Origin of the sequence: Variovorax paradoxus, from assembly GCF_000834655.1 — a bacterium.
GTDB lineage: Bacteria > Pseudomonadota > Gammaproteobacteria > Burkholderiales > Burkholderiaceae_C > Variovorax > Variovorax paradoxus_F.
In genome coordinates this window covers 12,835-33,874 of sequence record NZ_JXQQ01000005.1, presented here as the reverse complement: position 1 = coordinate 33,874, position 21,040 = coordinate 12,835, and the positions used below count along the sequence as shown (strand labels likewise).

General features: G+C 69.0%; 21 protein-coding genes. 6 read left to right on the top strand and 15 right to left on the bottom strand.

Annotation, left to right across the window (positions count from 1 at the left end):
* Positions 1-19: 19 nt before the first annotated feature.
* The 11 genes from RT97_RS01350 to RT97_RS01305 all read right to left on the bottom strand — a co-directional run bounded on the left by RT97_RS01350 (position 20) and on the right by RT97_RS01305 (position 13,188).
* Complete coding sequence (locus RT97_RS01350) at positions 20-2,749, bottom strand: hypothetical protein (protein WP_080898125.1); 2,730 nt, start codon at positions 2,747-2,749, stop codon at positions 20-22.
* Between the two features lie 3 nt (positions 2,750-2,752).
* Positions 2,753-5,893 (bottom strand): baseplate J/gp47 family protein, encoded by a 3,141-nt coding sequence (locus RT97_RS01345; protein ID WP_042576987.1) that lies wholly within the window; start codon positions 5,891-5,893, stop codon positions 2,753-2,755.
* Between the two features lies 1 nt (position 5,894).
* Positions 5,895-6,335, bottom strand: a complete 441-nt coding sequence (locus RT97_RS01340) for a GPW/gp25 family protein (protein ID WP_042576986.1) — start codon at positions 6,333-6,335, stop codon at positions 5,895-5,897.
* Positions 6,336-6,338: 3 nt separating this feature from the next.
* Complete coding sequence (gene vgrG, locus RT97_RS01335; RefSeq protein WP_052810513.1) at positions 6,339-8,069, bottom strand: type VI secretion system tip protein VgrG; 1,731 nt, start codon at positions 8,067-8,069, stop codon at positions 6,339-6,341.
* A 14-nt stretch (positions 8,070-8,083) separates the two neighbouring features.
* The gene (locus tag RT97_RS01330; protein WP_042576985.1) at positions 8,084-8,752 is read right to left on the bottom strand and encodes a CIS tube protein; all 669 of its coding nucleotides are present in this window, start codon (positions 8,750-8,752) and stop codon (positions 8,084-8,086) included.
* A 341-nt stretch (positions 8,753-9,093) separates the two neighbouring features.
* Positions 9,094-9,255 carry a DUF5908 family protein gene (locus tag RT97_RS33355; RefSeq protein WP_172672138.1) on the bottom strand — a complete coding sequence of 54 codons (162 nt, stop codon included), beginning with the start codon at positions 9,253-9,255 and terminating at the stop codon, positions 9,094-9,096.
* Positions 9,256-9,266: 11 nt separating this feature from the next.
* The gene (locus tag RT97_RS01325; RefSeq protein ID WP_042576984.1) at positions 9,267-9,707 is read right to left on the bottom strand and encodes a phage tail protein; all 441 of its coding nucleotides are present in this window, start codon (positions 9,705-9,707) and stop codon (positions 9,267-9,269) included.
* A gap of 23 nt (positions 9,708-9,730) precedes the next feature.
* Positions 9,731-10,165, bottom strand: coding sequence for a phage tail protein (locus tag RT97_RS01320; protein WP_042576983.1), 435 nt, complete (start codon positions 10,163-10,165; stop codon positions 9,731-9,733).
* Positions 10,166-10,203: 38 nt separating this feature from the next.
* Complete coding sequence (locus RT97_RS01315; protein ID WP_042576982.1) at positions 10,204-11,571, bottom strand: phage tail sheath family protein; 1,368 nt, start codon at positions 11,569-11,571, stop codon at positions 10,204-10,206.
* A gap of 34 nt (positions 11,572-11,605) precedes the next feature.
* Positions 11,606-12,613 carry a hypothetical protein gene (locus tag RT97_RS01310; protein WP_042576981.1) on the bottom strand — a complete coding sequence of 336 codons (1,008 nt, stop codon included), beginning with the start codon at positions 12,611-12,613 and terminating at the stop codon, positions 11,606-11,608.
* A 5-nt stretch (positions 12,614-12,618) separates the two neighbouring features.
* Complete coding sequence (locus RT97_RS01305; RefSeq protein WP_042577034.1) at positions 12,619-13,188, bottom strand: DUF4255 domain-containing protein; 570 nt, start codon at positions 13,186-13,188, stop codon at positions 12,619-12,621.
* Positions 13,189-13,417: 229 nt separating this feature from the next.
* Between RT97_RS01305 and RT97_RS01300 the strand changes: the two genes are divergently transcribed.
* The 5 genes from RT97_RS01300 to RT97_RS01280 all read left to right on the top strand — a co-directional run bounded on the left by RT97_RS01300 (position 13,418) and on the right by RT97_RS01280 (position 17,941).
* Positions 13,418-13,804 carry a DUF4280 domain-containing protein gene (locus RT97_RS01300; RefSeq protein WP_042576980.1) on the top strand — a complete coding sequence of 129 codons (387 nt, stop codon included), beginning with the start codon at positions 13,418-13,420 and terminating at the stop codon, positions 13,802-13,804.
* A gap of 93 nt (positions 13,805-13,897) precedes the next feature.
* Positions 13,898-14,719 (top strand): SDR family oxidoreductase, encoded by an 822-nt coding sequence (locus RT97_RS01295; RefSeq protein ID WP_042576979.1) that lies wholly within the window; start codon positions 13,898-13,900, stop codon positions 14,717-14,719.
* Entirely contained in the window at positions 14,719-16,047 is a 1,329-nt protein-coding gene (locus RT97_RS01290) for a flavin-containing monooxygenase (RefSeq protein WP_042576978.1), read from the top strand. The genes RT97_RS01295 and RT97_RS01290 overlap by 1 nt, the downstream gene beginning before the upstream one ends.
* A 17-nt stretch (positions 16,048-16,064) precedes the next feature.
* On the top strand, positions 16,065-16,967 hold the full coding sequence (locus RT97_RS01285) for a bile acid:sodium symporter family protein (protein ID WP_080898124.1): 903 nt from the start codon (positions 16,065-16,067) through the stop codon (positions 16,965-16,967).
* A complete protein-coding gene (locus tag RT97_RS01280; protein ID WP_042577032.1) occupies positions 16,964-17,941 on the top strand; it encodes an SDR family oxidoreductase in 978 nt (325 codons plus the stop codon). The genes RT97_RS01285 and RT97_RS01280 overlap by 4 nt, the downstream gene beginning before the upstream one ends.
* Here the strand turns inward: RT97_RS01280 and RT97_RS01275 are convergent.
* Positions 17,928-18,833: a LysR family transcriptional regulator gene (locus RT97_RS01275; protein ID WP_042576977.1), complete on the bottom strand. Its 906-nt coding sequence runs from the start codon at positions 18,831-18,833 to the stop codon at positions 17,928-17,930. The two genes, RT97_RS01280 and RT97_RS01275, sit on opposite strands and share 14 nt — an antisense overlap.
* A 101-nt stretch (positions 18,834-18,934) precedes the next feature.
* Here RT97_RS01275 and RT97_RS01270 point away from each other — a divergent pair, with 101 nt between their 5' ends.
* Complete coding sequence (locus RT97_RS01270; RefSeq protein WP_172672137.1) at positions 18,935-19,696, top strand: sulfite exporter TauE/SafE family protein; 762 nt, start codon at positions 18,935-18,937, stop codon at positions 19,694-19,696.
* A 9-nt stretch (positions 19,697-19,705) separates the two neighbouring features.
* On the opposite strand, the gene RT97_RS01265 is transcribed toward RT97_RS01270, so the two are convergent.
* The 3 genes from RT97_RS01265 to rpsU all read right to left on the bottom strand — a co-directional run bounded on the left by RT97_RS01265 (position 19,706) and on the right by rpsU (position 20,955).
* A complete protein-coding gene (locus RT97_RS01265) occupies positions 19,706-20,182 on the bottom strand; it encodes an NUDIX domain-containing protein (RefSeq protein WP_042576975.1) in 477 nt (158 codons plus the stop codon).
* Entirely contained in the window at positions 20,182-20,631 is a 450-nt protein-coding gene (locus RT97_RS01260; protein ID WP_042576974.1) for a GatB/YqeY domain-containing protein, read from the bottom strand. Before RT97_RS01260 ends, RT97_RS01265 begins: the two co-directional genes overlap by 1 nt.
* A 111-nt stretch (positions 20,632-20,742) precedes the next feature.
* Positions 20,743-20,955 carry a 30S ribosomal protein S21 gene (gene rpsU, locus RT97_RS01255; protein WP_007833691.1) on the bottom strand — a complete coding sequence of 71 codons (213 nt, stop codon included), beginning with the start codon at positions 20,953-20,955 and terminating at the stop codon, positions 20,743-20,745.
* Positions 20,956-21,040: the final 85 nt, after the last annotated feature.

The window sequence follows — 21,040 nt, the reverse complement described above, 5'->3', positions numbered from 1 at the left end:
GGTTCGCTTGACGTTCGCTTCAGTTGCCGCCCGACGGCTGGGTGCCGAGCGAGGTCCGGCCCAGCATGAAGGGCGGCTTGGCCTCGTCGCTCGTGCAGTCGAAAAGCGCACGGCTCGGGTAGATGTTCTTGGCGCGCTGCAGCACCTCGACGAGCGCATCGAGCCGCGCCTGGCGGGTGGCTTCGGTGGTGCTGCCGAAGCCCGCATGCACCGTCAGCCAGTTGCGCCATGCGCCTTCGAAATCGGCCATGTCGTTGCTGCCCACCCAGCACACCGTCGGCAGGATGTGCGCCGGCATCTCGGCGCGGATGACTTCTTCCGCGAAGCGGCGAAAGCCCTCGTTCTGGAAGCGCCCGGCATAGGCCGGCAGCAGCACGTGCACGCGGTACGAATACGGATCGAGATCGCTGCAGTCGCCGCAGCCCGCGTCGGTGCAGATGTCGAACATCCGGTCGGTCGCGGCGCGCGGGCGCAGCAGGAGGTGCTCCACGAGGTACATGCCCTCGCCGCCGTAGTGGCCCGCGAGGTAGGTGACGAGGTCGGCGATGGCGGTTTCCATCGCCGCTGCGCTGTCGAAATACTGTATGCGGCGCGCAACGACTTCGCCCGTGGCGTCGACGATGTTGAAGTAGGGCTTGGCCTCTGCGCCCGCGGTCATCAGCCGCTGGTAGCTGGCGGGCAGCTGGGCGCGTTCGATCGCCAGGATCATCGCGGCGCGCGCGGCCTCGGGCGTCGGGTAGCGCGTGCTCGACGAGAGCAGGATCGCGTTCGTCACCGCATGCCGCACGCGAAAGCGGAACTCGTTGACGCTGTCGGGCACCGCGTCGATCTCGTTGTAGGTGTCGTAGCTCTGCAGGCCCAGGTTGCGCCGCGTGAAGTCGGCAATGCCGAGCAGGCGCGCCACGCGCCGTTCCAGACCCGAGACATTGGGCGTGTTCCACACTTCGGCCGCGGTGGCGGGACGCTGCTCGAAAGCGCCTGCGCGGTCGCGCGAGAGCTCAGCCACTTCCTGCAGGAAGCGGCAACGGTCGCCGATCAGGCGGTCGCTGTCGTAGCCGAAGGCCGAGGCCATGGCACCGGCGTAGTCGGCAAAGTCTTCGGCCACGCGCGACAGCAGGTGATCGAGCAGCCGCTGCTGGCGCGACGCGGCCTCGGCGCCGGTTTCGATCGCATCGGCCAGCATGCGCGGCGTGACGCCGGCGGGGTAGAGCAGCGCGTTGTCGGCGATGCTCGTCACGATCTGCGCCGAGAGCGTGTGGCGGTTGTTGCCCGCGCCGCTGAAGCGCTGCGCCACGTCCTGCAGGTCGGCCGGCGCCACCGACAGTTGCCGGCGCGCATTCGCGAGCATCGACAACTGTCCGGCCATCGCATGGTCGAAGAACAGCAGCCAGCCCTGCAATTGCAGCGCCTGCACGCGGCGTTCTGCGGTGGCCCGCAGGCCGAGACCGTGCGCGCCAATGCCGTAGACGGCCGGAAAGTCCTGCTGAAATGAAGTCCATGCATCGAGCACGCGGGCGCGGCCCGATGCGGGTAGCGGCACGTCGGTGCCGGCCTGCTGCTCGACGCGTACCCGCGCCGCCTCGCGCAGCTCGGCCAACCGGGCGGCCACCGACGCTGGCATGTCGGCGATGTTCCACCCCTGCACCGGCAGCCCGCGCTTGGCGAAGACCAGCCGGCCCTGCGCGAGCGACAGGCGCGGCAGGCGTCCCGTGCGCACCGGAATGCGCCAGGCATTGGCGAGCGGCGCCGGGTCGGCCTGCACCTCGGTGGGGTCGGCGTCGGGCGCGTCCTCGTCGTTCTCGTCGAGGCGCACCAGCGGGTTCAGCAGCATGTTGCGCACCGAGCGGATGCCGGGCACGTCCATCGCCACGCCGATCAGGTCCGACAGGCGCAGCTCGGCGGGCAGGGCAGCGGCCTGCAACTCGGCGTCGTCGATGAAGCCGTGCTGGAGCAGCGGGCCGTCGAGGATCTCGGGCAGCGTCAGACCGCGCGCGAGCAGCGTGGCGAGGTCGTGGTTGAGCACGGGCGGCGCGACCGCCTGGCCGATGTCGAACAGCAGGCGCGCCGCGGCCTCGACGGGATCGGCATCGCCTTCGAGGTCGATCTCGGCGCAGAGCGCGAAGTACTCTGCGCGCACCGGCCGCACTTCGATGAAGTCCTCGCAGAGGTTGCGCGATGTCTCCAGCGTGTTGCGCACCGCGGCGAGCACGGCCGCACGCTCGACCTGCGTGTTGACCGAATCCATGAACTCGATCCGCACGCGATACAGGCCGGCCAGCGGCACGGGCTCGAAGGCCGGATGCGCGGGCGGCGTCGTTCGCAGTTCGCGGCGGCGCAGGTCGGCATACAGAAGCGAATCCGTCACCGGCTCGATCCACGCGTTCTTCACATCGGGCAGGTCGATCAGCAGCTTGCGCCAGTCGAGTTCGGTGAGCGCACGGTTGGGCAGCACGGTGCGCGGCGAGTGCAGGCGCTCCATCGCCTGCGCATTGCCTTCGCCGGGCGCGGTCAGCAGGTCTTCGATGGGCAGCGAGTGGCGGTACGACAGCTCGGTGAGCGCGTAGCAGGCCACCTCCAGCATCGTGATGCCGGGGTCGTGTGTGTTGTGGTCGGTCCACAGGCCCCGCGACAGGCGGCGCACCGTGGCGAGGCCCTCGTCGAACAGCGCGCGCGGGTCGAAGGCGGCGTCGGCCTCCGGCGCTGTCGAGATCGGCGGCAGCGCGGTGATGGTGTCGGGGGTGTCGAACATCGCTCAGATCTCCACGATGCGGTGAGAGGGCGCGGAGACCAGGATCGCGTCGGGCGAGTCCGGCACGAGTTCGTCGCGGTCGCGCGTGTCGCCTTCGAGCGCCAGGCGGAAGTCGGTGACGAAGTCCACCCACGGCAGCGCTTCGACAAAATCCAGAAGCTCCGAGCGCACCACGCGCCCACCGAAGCCCAGCTCGGTCGCGCTGTCGAAGGCCCACGGGGAGAGCGCCTGCACGATGGCGCGGTCGATCTGCGGCCCGTAGAAGTTGAAGCCGAAGCCGGGCCGCAGCTGCACCTTGAAATCGAGCTGCACCGGCCGGTAGCCGGGGTTGCGCACATGCACGCGGGTCTGCGGTCCGCAGCGCGCCGCGAGGTGCTCGCGGATGCGCGCGAGCGTGTCGAGGTCGACGCGCGGCTGCAGAAGGTTGCCCGTCGGCCGGTTGCGCAGGTCGGGCACGACCACCATCGTCAGGTGCCCGGCCGCGAGCCACGAGCTCTCGCTCGCGTGCGGAATGCACTTGGCGCGGTGCACCGAGGAAAAGGCCTGCAGCACCAGCCGCTCGCAGTCCCACCGGTTCACCGCGCGGTTGCGGTGGCGCAGCCGCTCGGCGGCGCGGCGCGAGAGCGAGGCGTCGTCTTCCTGCAGCGCGCCGCCGAACGAGGCGTAGGGCTGGGCGATGGACTTCACCGCCGCGAGCGGCGTGCGCGCCTTCGCGATGCTGCCGGGCGGGAGCGCTCGCGCGAGGCGCGCGGGGTCGTTGCCCCGGTCGGCGAACACCACCTCGACCGCATTGGCGTGCACACCCACGATGTCGCAGGCCGCGTGCGGCGCGCCCGCCGTGGTCGCGCGCAGCCACACGGGGCCGGCGGGCAGGCGGGTGTTGGCGGTGGTGGTTTCGCGCGGCAGCACCAAGCCGACGAGGCCGCTCGCGCGCAGGCCCCGCGTGTCGTCCTGCATCAGTTCGCCGGTGCCCAGCGTGCGCCAGGCGTTGTCGGCGAGCACCGACCATTGAATGGCCGCTGCTTCGGCCAACGGATCGGCCGTGCCTTCGGCGACCTGGATCAGCAGGCTCTGCGAATCGCCGGCCTGCGCGCCGTCGAGTGCGATCAGGAACTCGGCCGACGCCGCATGCGCCGGCAGCAGGCCGACGCCACGCTGCGGCGCCCACGGCCGGCGCGTGTCGAGCCACGCGTGCTCGCGCGCCAGGCCCAGTGCATCGATCTGGAAGAACTGCACGTCCGTGTCGGTGAACGCGGCCTGCGACGGATCGGCCAGGCGGCTCTCGTCGCTCTCGGCCGCGTAGCCGAGCGTGATCTCCTGCACCTTCGGCGTATAGGGCGGGTTCAGCACCTTGGGCGGCACGGCGGTCGCGGCCGAGGTGGCATCGCGCATGAAGTCGCGGTGCAGCAGGTCGTCGATCAGCGAGACGGTGACGAAGCCCGCGCGCGGTGCGGTGGGCGTGGCCGCGGCCAGCGCGGAGTTCGAAAGGCTCCCGAAGAGCCCGGGGATGACCGTGATGCCTGTGATGCCTGTGATGTCGGCGATCGCGCCGATGCCGTTGAACCCGGCGACCGGCCTCGACATGAACGACATCGACCGCGCCACCGGCTGCGCCACCTGCATCGACACCGCCGCATGCGCCGCCATCGCGCTGCCGCCGTGCAAGAGCGACTGCATCTGCATCGCCGGTGCATAGGCCTGGAGGCCGCTCGCCGCGCCGGCGATCACGTTCAGCGTGGTGGGGGCCGGAGCGCGCGCGATCAGCGTGATGTTGGCGGCCTGGTGCTCCGTGCCCGAGGCATCGCGCCAGCTGGTGGCGGCGCTCACGCCGTTGCTCATCGTGCCGCGGCGTGCATAGCCTTCGTACCAGTCGTACAGGTCGGCCGGTGCGCCTTGCCAGGCGAGGCGGATCGCCAGCGAGGTGACCGGCTTGGCCAGCGCCTCGGCGCACCCGACGTGAAAGCGGGAGCCGACCGTGGGTTGCGCACCGAAGGGCAGGAAGGCCTTCCTGGGATCGAGCGGCGCGTCGTCGTTCTCCAGCGTGAGGGCGCGCATGTCGTCGGCGCTCACCGTCACCTTCGCGCTGCGCACGGTCACGTCTTCGAGCGCGCCATAGGCGACTTCGGCACCCGGTTTCAGCAGGCATTGAATGACGGGCAGCGCGGCAGGGAAAGCGTGAAGGTGGACTGCGGGACTGTGGTCGACCACGGCAGGCTGCGCAGGGCCGACGGCCACTTCGAGCGTCAGCAGGTCGCCGCTCAAGGTACCGCTCATCGGCAGCGGGCCGATCCAGCCGGTCGGGCCCGTGAGGTGGGCATCGAAGGCAGCGGCGAGCGCCGAGGCACTCACTCCCGTGGGAAGACCCGACAGCCGCAACTTGAGCCGCACCGTGCGCGCGCCTTCGGCCAGACGCAGCAGCGGCGAAGCGATGGCAAAGCCCACGGGCGCGGCCGGCAGTCCCGTGCGGCCGAAGGGCGGCCAGTGCGGTGCGGCGGGCGAGAGCGGCGTACCCAGTCCATCGGCCGAATTGGCCACGGGCGCGAACAACAGCCGCTGCCCGTCGCGCACGATGCTCGCGAGCCGTGCCACCCGTGCGCGGCCCACCACAGTGGCCCGCACCGGCGCGAACAGTTGCTCGACCTTGCTCGCATCCTTGCCTGCGGAGAACAGTTGCGGCGCGGCGATCTCGACCGGCGCCGCGCCTTTCTTGAGCTCGAAGACCAGGTGCGCACGGTCCGGCTGCGGCCCGCGGGCGGCAAAGCCCAGCACGCGCTGCATCTGGTAGTTCAGGTGCTGCGCGGTGAAGTCGTTCAGCCGGGCCTGCGGCCGGGCCAGCAGCTGCAGGAACGCGATCAGCAGGCCGTGATGTGGCTGCTGCTTGCCGTCGGTGCCCTGCACCATCGCTTCGAGCGCGGCGATGTCGCCGGATGGAAAGTACGACTGCCAGTTGCCGGGCGTCGCCGACACGGGCCACTGCTCGTGATGCTGGATCAGCCCGGCCAATGCATGCAGCGATTGCAGCAGCTGCGCGGTGCTGCGGTCGTCGATCGGGGTGGACGCGGGCGCGAGGCGCGGATCGTCTCGCTCGGCCTGCGCCGTGCCGGGTGCGGCGGCGAAGGCGGCCAGGAGGTCTTGGGCGGCCATCTCAGCTCCTTGCCGGTAACGCGGGCACCACGCGTTCACGCAGCTCGTTCGCATCGCCCAGGTAGTAGGGGAACACGAGGTTGAAGCGGGTGTTGGTGCTGCGCACCGTGTAGTCGAGCCGGATCTGCAGCAAGCCCTCGAACGCGCGCGAATCGTCCACCGCGAGCGCGAGCACGCGGATCCGCGGCTCGTGGATCAGCAGCGTGGTGGTGATGCGGTCTTCGAGCAGCGTGCGCAGCGTGGTGCTCAACGGCTCGAAGAGCAGCGGCGAGAGATCCAGGCCGAACTTCGGATTCAGCACGCGTTCGCCCGGCGCCGTACCGAAGAGGATCGCGAGGCTTTGCTGGATGTCCACCTCGTCCTCGACCATGCGCGCCTGGCCGTTCGCGAACGACGGCGGAAAGCCGAAGCCGCGGCCGAGGAAGAGCGGTGTGTCGTCCATGGCTTACCCCAGTTGCAGCGCCGAGCCCGCGACCTTGACCACGCCGACGCTCTTGACGTCGGTACCCACGACGCTCTCGAACTTCATCTCGGTGTTCGCCTTCACCGAGAACGCCTTCGCACTCTCGATGGCGATGCCCGACGCCGACAGCACGATCTTGTTGCCGTTGCTGTCGCTGATGGTGATGCCGCCGCTCTGGTCGTCCAACACCAGCGTGTTGCCCGCGGGCGTGGCGAGCGTGAGCGATTTCTTCTCGTCGTCGAAGGCGAGCGTGATGCCGCTGCGGCTCGTGTAGCCCTTGACGTGGTTGTCGTTGCTCGGCGCGAGCGGCGCGGCCTTGGCGCTGCTGTGCAGCATGCCCAGCACCACCGGGTGGCGCGGGTCGTCGTCCAGGAAGCCGACGAGCACCTCGTCGCCGATCTCCGGGCGGAAGAACAGGCCGCGGCTGCTGCCCGCGTCGGCCGCGGCCACGCGGGCCCAGACGCCGTCGTCGCCGCCGTTCACCAGCGGCATCCGCACCCGGACGCGGAATTCGCCCTGCGGGTCTTCGTTGTCGGTGACCACGCCCAGCTGCAGGCCGGCCGCGGGCGCGAGCAGGTCGGCGGCGCGCTGGCGCTGCAGGCGTTCGCGCAGCCCGGGGTCGGGCTCGGCGCTGCCGAACTGCAGGTGCGTCTTCCAGCCCTTCTGCGTGTCGAATGCCTGCCGCACGCCGGTGACGAGCACGTCGCCGCTGAAGCGGTCGCCCACGCCGCCGAGCTTGACGGTGTCGCCGGGCTGGACGGTCGCGATGCCGATGCACATCGCGCGCCCGCTCGCCAGATCGACCGCCGTGCGCTGCCGCACCGCGCTCGCGAGCGCCACGCCTTCGGGGGCGTCGAGGGCGGTGTGGGGCAGCCGCACGGTGTCCATGCCCGCATCGGCAGCGAGCGCGTCGGCTTGGAAGTTGCCGGTGGACTTGAAGGCGGGTGCTTCACCCTCCTGCTCCTCGACCGCCTGGTCGACCGGGTTCCAGCTCACGGTCTTGACGGCCTGCGCCTGAATGCGCGCGTCGATGCCCGCATCGAATTCGAGCAGCGTGGCACCGAACTGGAGCTGCACCGCCGAAGCCCCGATCGCGGGCTCGCTCACCGCGAGCTTTTCTCCACGCGTGAAGACCATGCGCCCGTTGGCGGCGGCCCGGGTCACGATGAAATCCCAGTCGGTGCAGTCGTGCTGCACCAGCTGCGCGTGCGTGACCGTGGTGGCATCGACTTGTGCCTCGATGGTGGCCGCGCCCAGCAACGACTCGATGACATCGGCATCGGTCTGGTCGAAGAAGTTCGCGCTGCGGCGCACCTGTGCGAGCCTGGTCGCCGCGTGGCGGCAATCGATGACCAGCATCGACGACGAGGCCTCGCGGATGCGCAGGCGCTGTCCGACGATCAGGCCCTTGAACACCAGCGTCGGGTCGGCCCCGTTGCCCGCCAGGATCTCGATGGTGCCGCCAGGCTTCACCAGGTCGAGCTTGCTCAGCGGAAAGTCGCCCGCGCCCGCCGCGCCATCGACGTATGCGAGCTGCGCCGAAGCGATGCGGTTGGCCGTGGCCACCACGCTCACCGAGTGCAGCGCGTGCTCGCGCGGCACGGACTGTCCGTTCACCTTGACGGTGAATTCGCGGTGCTCGGCCCTGATGGGGAGCGTGCGCTCGGCGGGCTTGGCGGGCGCGGGCGGAGGGGGCGCGACGGCGTTGGGCATGTTTCGTCCTTCGCTCACTTGCGCAGCGGCGGAAAGCGCACGCGCGTGCCGGCCGGCAGGTGCCGCACGCCGTCCAGGTTGTTGGCGCGCGCCACCTTCAGGTAGAGCGCGGGGTCGCCGTAGATCTGCGCGCACAGGGCGGCCAGCGTGTCGCCGGCGCGCAGCACGCGCACATGGGTGAGGTCGGGCGACGAATCCTGCGAGAGCGCGACGCGCGTCTGGTCTTCCACCGCATCGACGAAGGTGGCGGCGATGGTCGCGCGCAGCGGCGTGCCGTCGGCCTTGAAGAGCTTGTACGCAATCGATGCGCTCTTGAGCACGCAGCGCTTGACCTGGATCGTGCCCCAGGCCACCAGCAGGTAGTTGGGCCGGTGGATGTCGCCGTTGTAGCCGGTGACGGTCTGGAACTTCTCGACCTGCTCCTGCACATCGATCTTCACGCCGTTGGCGCCGGTGCCGTCGAGAAAGAAGTTCAGCGACATGTCGCCGGGCTTGACCTTCTTGAAGTCCATGCGGCTGCCGGTGGTGCCCGAGCCTTGCGCGGCGTCGTACTCCATCTCGTAGGCGAGCGTGATCTCGCTCGGGTTCACGTACGACTCGAAGGTGCCGATCTGGCTGCCGGGTGCGCAGTCGGGCGTGGTGAAGGCCTGCACCAGCAGTTTTTCTAGATGTCCTGAGGGCATGTCAGTGACTCCATCTCGCGGCGCGTGCGTTCGAGGCGCGTGTGTTCGGGGCGCGTGCGCAGGCCACCGGGTACTCCCCTCCGCGAATGTCCCCCGGCCTGCAGCCTCCTCCTTGATTTCGCTGCGGGGAGCACCCGATGCCCTGCGCACGCAAGGCGCCGTCGTTGTGCTGGCCGATCAACCACCGCACTGAATGACGAGCACGCCGATGGGGTGCCTTGCGCAGCGAACTAAAGGAGGAGGCCGAAGGCCGGGGGACATTCGCGGAGCAAGGTACCCCGTCGACGGGATCGCGCCCTGAATGACCCAGCCAGGCGCGAATCGACAGCTGCGATTTCATTTCACGGCTCCTCCCGATCACGAAGAATCTCGAGCACCCGCTCGACGCACTCCGCCACCAGCGCCTGCCGGTCGTCCGCCGGCGCGGGCGGCGTCGCGGTTCCGCCGCCGGCCGCATTGCCGACCTCGACCGTGATCACCACTTCATCGACGACGATGGGCATGGAAGGCTCCTTCAGCTCTTGTCGATCCGGAAATACTTGTAGGCCAGCGTCAGCGTCTCGACGACGAAGGTGTTGGCCGATGCATTGAGGTCGGCGATCGACCACTTGGTCGGAAAGGCGCCCACCACATGCCAGGTCATGAGCGGGTCGTGATCGGGGTTCAGGAGCGTCACGTCCACGTCGCGCGGCGTGATGTCGAGTTCCTCGATACACCGGCGCGCCCAGTTCCACACTTCACTGTCCTTGAGCAGCCCGCGCTTGAGCACCAGGTCGCCGTACTTGGCCACGCCGGGGTAGCGCTGCACGTAGCGGTTCTCGCCGCCTTCGGGCATGTCCTCGGTGGCGATCTCCAGCGCGAGCCCGCCGACCTCGGTGAACCGGAGGTCGTCCGCAACGGGCGTGATGCCGAGCACTTCCACCCTGAAGTGGAAGCCCAGAGGGGGCGTGAACATGACGGGGCCTGCCGATCGGTCCGTCAGTCGTTCTGCAGCTCGAGCCCTTCGTGCGCGATCTCGATCGACTCGATCGCGACCTCGTTGCCCGCGGCTTTCAGGCCCGGGCCTTCCACCTTCACCGGGAAGGCGTTGTGGATCTTCCAGGTCATCACCGGCGCGTGCTCTTCATTGAGCAGCGAGATGACCACGTCGCGCCGCTCCACCTGGTTGAGCTTGACGGTGGAGAGCCACTTGAAGAAGTCGTTGTCGGCCTTGACGATCCCGCGCTTGAGCGTCACGTTGCTGAACTTGCGCAGGCCCGGCATCTTGATCGACGAGTACTCGGGGAACGAGCCGTCGCGGTATTCGATGGCCTGGTTCTCCTGCGTGAGCCCGCTGACTTCGGAGAAGCCCAGGCGTGTGCCGCCCCACTGGACGGTGAAGTGGAAGACGGGAAGAGGGTATTGCTGCGGCATGGCGTCGGCTCCTTGAGGGTTCGTTCAATCGATCGCTATCAGCTGGTCTGCAGCTTGTGCGAGAACTTCAGGACGATGAACTCGGCCGGCCGCACCGCGGCCATGCCGATCTCCACGTTCATGCGGCCTTCCAGGATGTCCTGCGCGTTCATCGTGGTGCCCAGGCTGCAGCGCACGAAGAAGGCGTCCTTGGTGGTGGCGCCCGCAAGGGCCCCCTCGCGCCATTTCTGCGTCAGGTAGTTCTCGATCATTCCGCGCACCTTGACCCAGGTGTTGGCATCGTTGGGCTCGAACACGGCCCAGTAGGTGCTCTTCTTGACCGACTCCTCGACCATGTTGAAGAAGCGCCGCACCGGCACGTAGCGCCACTCGTTGTCGTTGCCGGCCAGCGTGCGCGCGCCCCACACGAGCGTGCCCTTGCCCGCGAAGGCGCGAATCGCGTTGATCGACTTGCCGGTGGTGGCGTCGACGTTCAGCTCGTCCTGGTGCGCGTTGTCCAGCCGCACGGTCGGCTCCACCACGTCGGCCAGGCCCACGTTGGCGGGGGCCTTCCACACACCGCGTGCGGTATCGGTGGCGGCATACACGCCGGCGACCGCGCCGCTGGGCGGCAGCACGATGTAGTGGTCCAGCAGCGCCGCCTTGGCGGCGTTGAAGGCTGCCGTGGCGGTGGTCTGCAGGGTGTCGAGCGTCGCCGCGGCGCCGCCGTCGATGGTGACGTTGACATTGGTGCCCAGGTCTGTCACCGCATGGTTGAAGCTCGAGCGCAGGAACGGGTAGTACAGCGCGCCGTACTTCAGGTTGTTGTTGCCCACGCGCGCGCGGTTGGCGGTTAGCGCCGTGTTGTCCTGCGCGGCCTCGCCCCCGAAGAGATCGAGGATCGCGAAGCGGTCCTTCAGCGTGCCGCACTGGATCAGCATGTTCTGCGACATGGTGTCGTAGCCCGTGCCGCCCAGCTGCACGGCCTCGGGGCATACGAGCAGCGTGGGCTCGTCCTCCAGCGCGACGGCGTCGAGGCCGGCGGTGAAGTCGGCCAGGTCGATGGCGTCGGCATAGCCGCCCACCGAGACGATGTAGCACTTGCCCCCGCCGTTGTCGAAGAACATCTTGACCGCGTAGTACATGAGGTAGGTGATGTCGGGCGGTGTGACCGTGGCGATGAAGCCCGGGCCGTCGGCCACCAGTGCCACGTCGATGTCGGGCGCATCCGGTCCGCCGAAGTACTGCTCGTACTCGGCGAAGTTGTAGATCTTGGTCGGCCGGTTGGACAGGTCGCCAGCGCTCACCTTGCGGGCTTGCCCGGTGTAGCCGATGAAGGCCGGGATCGCGGTCTCGACCTCTGCCACCGAAGGTGGAAAGACCGAGATCTCTTCGACGTAGACGTCGGGCGTGCGGTAGGTCGGCATGGCGAAGGCTCCTTTGCTGTGCTTGGGAAGTGATTCAGGATTGCGAGAGGTGGACGACGAATTGCGCGTCGGGTCGGTCGGCGCCGGGCTGCGGCAGGTTGCCGATCAGCAGGTCGCCGTTGCGGTGCAGTTCCAGCCCCGACGGCCCGCGCGCGCGGCGCGCCACGCTGGCCTGGGCCTCGAACAGTGCGATGCGCGCGCTGCCCGTGGGGTCGAGCAAGCCGGGCGCCAGGTGGCCGGCGCCGAAGGCGGCGGGCAGCACGCGGTTGAACTGGATCGCGGGGCGCGACTCGGCGGCGAAGCCGTTGTCCAGCACCTGCACTTGGTTGAACTCGGCCTCGCCGAAGCGGCTGGCCACGACGTAGTAGCGCAGCGTGTCGCTGCGTGCGGCGAAGGCGAGCGTGAAGGCGTGGCCGGCGGCGATGTGGCCAGCGTCCACCGCGAGTTCGATCAGGCCCCAGGCGCCCGCCAGCTCGGGCTCGACCTGCAGGCGCCAGCTCTGGGGCGGCGCGTTGCCGTCGTCTTCCTCGATGCGCCAGATGCCGCGGGTGAACAGGCCCAAGGGCGTCCAGGCCTCGTCGCCGATGTTGAGCACGGCCTGCGCGCGCTGCGTGTCGGTGGCATCGAAGAGCCGCAATGTCAGCGGGCGCTGCGCCGAGCGCGGCTCGATGCGCAGCTGCTCGCCGCTCATTCGCACAACTGCGGGACCGGTGAGTGCATCGGCATCGGGCGAGTTGCGCCACAGCGCCGTGTCGCCCGGCGGCAGGCCCAGGGGCACGGTGATGAGCTCGAACGACGGCTCCCGCGGCCGCAGGCCGAAGATAAAACTGCGGCCGGCGAGCAAAGAGAGCGGCCGGCCGCTTTCGTCGGCTTCGTACAGCACATGCAGTCGGCCGTCGCGTTGCCTTGCGATGGCGTGCGCGCCGGCGAGCGCGCGCTGCGTGGCGGGCGGCACGACGAACTCGATGGCATCGCATGCACCGCCGAAGAAGGCGTGCTGCACCTCGACGGTCCACAGCGGGCGAAAGTCGATGCGTGCCATGGTCTTCAGCGTCCGTGCAGGGACGTCTGGATCGACGTGACCGGCATGCCGGTGCCGATCGGCTCCATGTCCTGCAGCGCGACCAGCCGCAGGCGATACACCACCGAGGGCAAGTGCTTGGCGCCGAGGCAGGTCCACATCTGGTTCAGTTGCTCGGGGCCGTAGCTCAGCAGGTCGAGCGCCACGCGCTCCAGGCCCACCGGCAATGCAGGGCTGTCGGCCGGCGTGAAGAGCGGCCGCGCCTGGAAGAAACCCATGATGTGCGAGAGCGTGCGCAGCGCCTGTGCGTACTGCTGGAAGCGGCCCGAGAACAGCAGCACGAGGTTGAGTTTGAGCGGCGGCGGCAGCATCACTTCGCGGCCGGCGACGATGGCGCGCTCGGGCATCTGCTCGCGCAGCACGCGCTCTTCGTCGATCTGGAACAGCGTCAGGCGCGTGGTGTCGACCGCGCCGACCCAGTTGCCGCGGTCGTCCACCAGCGGGCCGATGTCCACGGCACCGAGTTCGCTGCCCGTGCGCTTGCGCAGGTGGGCATTGACCTCGTCGGCGATGAAAGCAAGCGCTGTGTCGATCACCTTGCACCCTTCGAAAAGCATCCCTCGGGATCGGGGAGCGCAACCATATTCCCGGGGTCTGGCCAGCGCAATCAGGCCATCGGCGCTAGACCTGTGGAGGTACGACGAACCTCCATCGGCCGTGTAGCCGAGCACGAATCTGCCGCCTGGCGCTTGAACTCCACGGGTGCGCCGCTAAGCTGGAACCGGTGCAAACCGTCCCGCAACGAACGATCGAAGGAGCGTGCGAATGCCCAAGCAGGTGTGCAGCGGTGCCCAGGTCTCGTGCTCGATGGGCCTTGCGCCTTCGGCGTTCAACGCGACGCCCAAGGTGGTCGCGATGCCCGCGGGGCCGCCGGGCAACGTGCAGGACAGCGTGCCCTTTCTCAACATCACGCCTTTCGGCATGTGCCGCAGTCCCGCCAATCCTTCGGTGGCATCGGCCACGGCGGCCGCGGCCGGCGTGTTGACGCCGATGCCCTGCGTGCCGGTGACGCCCGCGCCGTGGACCCCAGGGGCTGCGATGGTGCAGCTCGGTGGCATGCCCGCATTGCACGACGGCTGCACGCTGCAGTGCGTGTGGGGCGGCGTGATCAGCGTCGTGACGCCGGGGCAGGTGGCGGTGGACGTCACCTGAACCACCCGTGCCGCGCAAGGGAAAACGCCGGGAAGCGCGCCGATGGTGCGCGGCTAAAGTGACTGCGTCTTGCCACTCGCCGCTTCTTCACCCATGCCCCTTGCGTTTCGCAACGTCGTCCTCACCGGAGCCTGTGGTGGCCTCGGCCAGGCACTGGCGCGCGAGCTGATCGACGACGGTGCAGAGGTGGCATTGGTCGGGCTCGATGTGGGCAAGCTCGATGCGCTGGTTGCGCTGGCACCCGGGCGATGCGCAGCCTACGCGCCCGACGTGTCGGACAGCGCTGCGATGCAGTCCATGGCCATCGACTGGATGGCCAGGGCCGGCGTGCCGGACCTTGTGATCGCGAATGCGGGCGTGGCGGGCGGCTTCGATACGGCCGAGGCCGATGACCTCGCGGTGCTGCGCCGGATGCTGGAGATCAACCTGCTCGGCGCGGCGACCACCTTCCAGCCGTTCGTGAAGCCGATGCGCGCGCAGCGAGGTGGCGCATTGGTCGGCGTCGCCAGCATCGCGGGCTGGCGCGGCATGCCGGGCAACGGCGCCTACTGCGCGAGCAAGGCGGGGCTGATCCGCTATCTCGAAAGTTTGCGCGCCGAGTTGCGCGAAACCGGCATCACGGTGCACACCGTCAGCCCCGGCTACATCCGCACCGCCTTGACCGCGGGCAACCGCTTCGCGATGCCGGGCCTGCTCGAAGCCGACGAGGCCGCGCACCAGCTGCTGGCCGGCGTGGGTGCGGGGCGCGAGCAGATCGTGCTGCCGCGCCGCATCGGTTGGCTCTCGAAGTTGCTGGACCTGCTGCCCGGGAAACTGCACGACCGGCTGTTGCGCGGTCAGCCGCGCAAGCCGCGCCTGGGCGAGGCGGGCGCCACCGCCATTCCAGGCCTTTCCGAAAAACCTCCACCCACCTGATGGCAGACAACACGCCCACCCACGAGAAGATCGCCCTCATCGGCGCCGGCCCTTCCGGCCTGGCCGGGGCGCGCAACCTGCAGAAGCACGGCGTTCCGTTTCAGGGCTTCGAAGCGCACAGCGACGTGGGCGGCCTCTGGGACATCGACAACCCGCGCTCCACGGTCTATCACTCGGCACACCTGATCTCCAGCAAGCGCACCACCGAGTTCGCCGAGTTCCCGATGGCCGACACGGTGGCCGACTACCCGAGCCATCGCGAGCTGCGCCGCTATTTCAGCGACTTCGCCGACCGCTTCGGGCTGCGCGAACACTTTCGCTTCAACACGCGCGTGCTGCACGTGGCGCCTGTGAGCGATGCGCCGGACACGCGCTGGCGCGTGACCATCGACACCGGCGCAGGGGGCGCGGAGACCGCCGAGTACAAGGGCGTGGTCATCGCCAACGGCACGCTCGCCGAACCCAAGCGCCCGAAGTTCGAGGGCCGCTTCGATGGCGAGCTGCTGCACACCAGCGACTACAAGCACCCCGAGCTCTTCAAGGACAAGCGCGTGCTGATCGTCGGCGCGGGCAACTCGGGCTGCGACATCGCGGTCGATGCGGTGCATTACGCGAGGAGCGTCGACATCTCGGTGCGGCGCGGCTACTACTTCGTGCCGAAGTACGTGTTCGGCAAGCCGGCCGACACGCTGGGCGGCAAGCGGCCGCTGCCGCCATGGCTCAAGCAGCGGGTCGATGCGACAGTGCTCAAGTGGTTTACCGGCGATCCGGTTCGCTTCGGGTTTCCCAAGCCCGACTACCGGATGTACGAGTCGCACCCGATCGTGAATTCGCTGGTGCTGCATCACGTGGGCCACGGCGACATCGGCGTGCGCGGCGACATCGCGCGGCTCGACGGGCACACGGTGCACTTCAAGGACGGCAGCGCGCGCGACTACGACCTGATCCTGGCCGCGACGGGCTACGCGCTGCACTACCCGTTCATCGATCGCGAATTCCTCAACTGGGAGGGCATGTCACCGCGGCTGTACCTCAACATCTTCTCGCCGCGCTTCGAGAGCATCGGCGTGCTCGGCATGATCGAGGCGAGCGGCATCGGCTGGCAGGGGCGCTACGAGCAGGCCGAACTGCTGGCGCGCTACTTCCGCGCGCGAGCCGACGGATCGCCCAAGGCCGAGGCGCTGCGCGCGGCGGTGCAGGGTCCGGCGCCCGACCTCTCGGGTGGCTACAAGTACCTGCAGCTCGAACGCATGGCGTACTACGTGCACAAGGACACCTACCGCGCGGCGGTGCGCAGCGCCTCGGCGGCGCTGGCCGATCCACGCTGAACGAGGCCACGACACCCATGCTGCCCGTCGACGAGATCCGCCTTCACTTCAACCCCGCCTCGCTGGTGCTGCTCAACGTGGTGCTGGGCTTCCTGATGTTCGGCATTGCGCTGGACACGCGCATCGACGACTTCAGGCGCGTGGCGCGTATGCCCGGCGCGATGGCGGTGGGTATCGGCGCACAGTTCATCGTCCTGCCGGCCGTGACCTTCGCGCTCACGCTCATCCTGAAGCCGGGGCCGAGCATCGCGCTGGGCATGATCCTGGTGGCATGCTGCCCGCCGGGCAACATCTCGCAGATCCTCACGCACCGCGCGGGTGGCAACGTGGCGCTGTCGGTGTCGATGACGGCGATCTCGAATGCGCTTTCCATCGTCGTGATGCCGCTGAACTTCGCGTTCTGGGGCGGGCTGCATCCGACGGCCTCGGCGCTGCTGAAGACCATCGCGCTCGACCCGCTCGACATGCTGGGCCATATCGTGATGATCATCGGCATTCCGTTCGTGCTGGGCGTGGCCTGCGCGCACCAGCTGCCGCGGCTCACTGCACGCATCAAGAAGCCAGCGCGCATATTGAGTTTTCTCGCGCTAATCGCCTTCATCGTCGGTGCCATCGCGGGCAACTGGCGCTACTTTCTCGACTACGTGGGGCTGGTGTTGATGGCCGTGGTGATCCACGACGCGCTGGCCTTCGGCACGGGCTACCTGTGCGCGCGGCTCTCGGGGCTGGGCGACTACGACCGGCGGGCGGTGTCGATCGAGGTGGGCATCCGCAACGCGGGGCTCGGGCTGGTGCTGATCTTCAGCTTCTTCGGCGGCCTCGGCGGCATGGCGGTGGTGGCGGGCGTGTGGGGCTTCTGGGACATCATCGCGGGCCTCGCGCTCGCGAGCTGGTGGGGGCGCAAGCCCGCGACGCCATGAGCGCGCGCCGCGTGCTCGTGACGGGGGGCGATGGGTTCCTCGGGCGCGGCGTGCTCGCGGCGCTGGCGGGGAAATCGCTCGAGGCGCTGGTGGCGCTCGATGTGCGCGAGGTGCCTGCAGGGCGGCAACTGCCGGGCGTGGCCTATCGCCGCCAGGACGTGCGCGATGCCGGCATCGGCGACACGCTGGCCGAATACGCCATCGACACCGTCGTGCACCTGGCCTCCATCGTCACGCCGGGCAAGGACTCGAACCGAGCCTTCGAGCACTCGGTCGACGTGGGCGGCACGCGCAACGTGCTCGAAGCCTGCGTGGCGCAGGACGTGCGGCGAATCGTGGTGTCGTCCAGCGGTGCGGCCTACGGGTACCACGCGGACAACCCGGCGTGGATCACCGAGTCGCAGCCGCTGCGGGGCAACCCGGTGTTCGCGTACGCCGACCACAAGCGGCAGGTCGAGGAGATGCTCGCGGACTATCGCGAGAAGCACCCCGCGCTCGCGCAGACGGTGCTGCGCATCGGCACCATCCTCGGCGAACGGGTCGACAACCAGATCACCGCGTTGTTCGAGAAGAAGCGGCTGATCGCGATCCGCGGCAGCGCGAGCCCGTTCGTGTTCGTGTGGGACGAAGACGTGACGGGCGCCATCGCGCATGCCCTCGGCGATGCACCGGCCGGTTGCTACAACCTCGCGGGCGACGGTGCGCTCACGATCCACGAGATCGCATCGCGCCTGGGCAAGCAGGCGACCGACTGGCCGGCCGGCGTGCTGAAGGCGGCGCTCGCGGTGGGCTCTGCGTTGGGCGTCAGCCGCTACGGTCCGGAGCAGCTCGACTTTCTTCGCTATCGGCCGGTGTTGCTCAACACCGCGCTGAAGGAGCGCTTCGGCTACGTGCCGCGAAAGACCAGCAGCGAAGCCTTCGATGCCTTCGTGGCGGCGCTTGCGCGGCAGGGGCGGCCGGTCACTTCTTCGTAGCTTTTTCCGGCGGCGCGATCAGGTGCTCGAGCATGCGCCGCGCGTTGATCGGCAGGTCTTCGGACGAGCGCACGCAGGCCATCAGCGTGCGCTCGGCCCAGGCGTCGGCGAGCGAGGCGCGCGCGATCTTCATCGAGCGGGCGCAGCGCTCGGCCGCGGTCTGCGGCACGATGCCCACGCCGATGCCGTACTCGACCATGCGGCACACCGCCTCGAAGTTGCGCACGCGCACGCGGTAGGCCAGGTGCTTGCCGAGGGCGCGGACGTGGCCGGTCAGCAGCTGCTGCAGCGCGGTGTCCGCGGGCAGGCCGACGAATTCGTCGTCGACCACTTCGGCCAGGTGCACGCGGCGGCGCGCGGCCAGCGCATGGCCGCGCGGCATCACGAGCACGAGGTCGTCGCGGCGGAAGGGATGGCATTCGAGGCCCTCGGAATCGATCGCGTCCGAGACGATGCCGATGTCGCACAGGCCCGCGCGCAGCGCATCGACGGTGTCGGGGCTCGGCCGCTCCTCCAGGTCGACCGAGATGCGCGGGTGCTGCGCGAGAAAGCGGCTCAGCACCTCGGGCAGGTGCTCGGTCAGCGCCGAGGTGCCGCACATGAAGCGCACGTGGCCCTTCAAACCCTGGCCGTATTCGCCGAGCTCGCCGCGCAGCCGCTCCATCTGCTGCAGCACGACGCGCGCATGGTGCAGCAGCGTACGGCCGGCCTCGGTGGGGCGCACACCCTGCGCATGGCGGGTGAGGAGAGGGCTGCCGAGCGCGTCTTCCATGCCGCGCACGCGCTGGCTGGCCGAGGCGAGCGTCATGTGCGAGCGCTCCGCGCCGGCCGTGAGGCTGCCGGCCTCGACGACGTGGATGAAGAGCCTGAGGTCGGTGAGATCGAATCGCATGGTGGGCCGCAAGGTAGCACGGGAGCCTCAGTCTGTGCCTGAGGCTGGGTGCGCGAATGCCGCATTTCCAGCGGCGCGCCGGGTCTGCAGACTTGGCGGCAATGACGATCTTTTCCAACGAACTGACGGCGGGCCACTGGGCCGCGGCCGCCGCCGTGTTTCTTCTGGCCGGGGTGATCAAGGGCGTGATCGGCCTGGGGCTGCCGACCGTGTCGATGGCGCTGCTCGCGCTGTGGATGCCGCCGGTGCGTGCGGCAGCGCTGCTGATCGTGCCGTCGCTCGTCACGAACATCTGGCAGACCGGGCCGCGCGAGAGCTTCGGGGCGGTGCTGCGGCGCATCGGCGGCATGCAGGCGGGGATCGTGGTGGGCACGCTGGGCGGGGCGCTGTGGTTCGGCGCGCCTGGCGGGGCATGGGCCTCGGTGGCGCTCGGCGCGGCGCTGGTGGCTTATGCGCTCTGGGGGCTCACGGGGCGGCAGCTGCATGCGCCCGCGGCGCACGAGTGGTGGCTGGGGCCGCTGGTGGGCGTTGCGACCGGGTTGGTGACGGCGGTGACCGGTGTGTTCGCGGTGCCGGCCGTGCCCTATATGCAGGCGCTGGGCTTCCAGCGCGATTCGCTGATCCAGGCGATGGGGATCTCGTTCACCACCTCGACCATCGTCCTGGGCATCGGCCTCGCGGGCAACGGGGGCTATCCGATGGCGGCCGTGGGCAGTTCGGTCGCGATGCTGGTGCCGGCGATCGGCGGCATGGTCATCGGCACCTGGCTTCGGCAGAAGCTGCCGGTGGCGGTGTTCAAGCGCTGCTTCCTGGCCGGGCTCGCGCTGCTGGGCGCCTACATGGCGCTGCGCGCCATGGCTTGACGACGATCGTCAGGCGACGGGCGCCAGGGCGGCGCGCACGCGCTCGATGGCCTGGCGATAGGGTGGGGCGAAGTCGTCGAGAGCGTCGTCGGCGGTCAGCCAGCGGAACGAAAACACCAAGCCTTCTTCTTCGGGGCTGCCGGTGGCCATGTGCTCGAAGGTCTCGGGCAGCGAGCCCTCGGCGCGCATCAGGAACAGGTGCCAGAGCTGCGGATGACGGTGCGTGTTGCCCTCGACCCCGGCTTCGCATTCGCGGTCGAGCGTGCCGAGCGGATGCAGCTCGCCCGTGAAATCGATGCCCGACTCCTCGAGGAGCTCGCGCCGCACCGCCACCTCGGGCGATTCGCCCGGCTCGATGGTGCCCTTGGGCAACTGGGTGTTGCCGTCCCCGGGGTGGCGAAACACCAGCAGCCGGCCCCGTGCGTCGACCAGGCAGGCGCAGGCCTTGAGGATCGGATCGGAGGGGCTGGCGCCGCTGTCGCTCATCAGGCGCCCGTCAAGGCGGCCTTGACCGCTGCGCTGACCTGGCCCATGTCGGCCTTGCCGGCCAGGCGGGTCTTGACCACGCCCATCACCTTGCCCATGTCGCCGGGGCCGCTGGCGCCCAGTTCGGCCACGATGGCCTTCACGGCGGCGACGGTTTCATCGGCGCTCATGCGCTGGGGGAGGTAGACCTCCAGCACCTTGATCTCGGCGGCTTCCTTGTCGGCGAGGTCGGCGCGGCCACCGGTGGTGAAGGCGGCGATCGAGTCCTTGCGCTGCTTGACCATCTTGTCGACGATGGCCACGACCATGGGGTCGTCCAGCTCCACGCGCTCGTCGACTTCCTTTTGCTTGAGGGCGGCGAGCAGGAGGCGGATGGTGCCCAGGCGCTCGGAGTCCTTGGCGCGCATCGCCGTCTTCATGTCTTCGGTGATCTGTTCTTTGAGTGTCATTCGTCAGCCTTTCGGAAAAAACAAAAGCCGCGGCAGGTTTCCCTGGCGCGGCTGAGGCAACGGGGCGCTGGCAGTGACTTTCGTCGAGGGCCGGCTGCCCGCAGGTGTTGCTTAGTACAGCTTCTTGGGGAGCTGCATGCTGCGCACGCGCTTGTAGTGGCGCTTGACGGCGGCTGCCTTCTTGCGCTTGCGCTCGGCGGTCGGCTTTTCGTAGAACTCGCGGGCACGCAGGTCGGTCAGCAGGCCGAGCTTTTCGATGGTGCGCTTGAAGCGACGCAGAGCGACGTCGAAGGGCTCGTTTTCTTTAACGCGGATGGTGGTCATTGATGAATCGTTGAACTGAAGTTGGCTCGGGGAGATCGAGGCCCAAAGCCGGGGTTCCTCAACTGAAAATCTTTTGCGGCCGTTG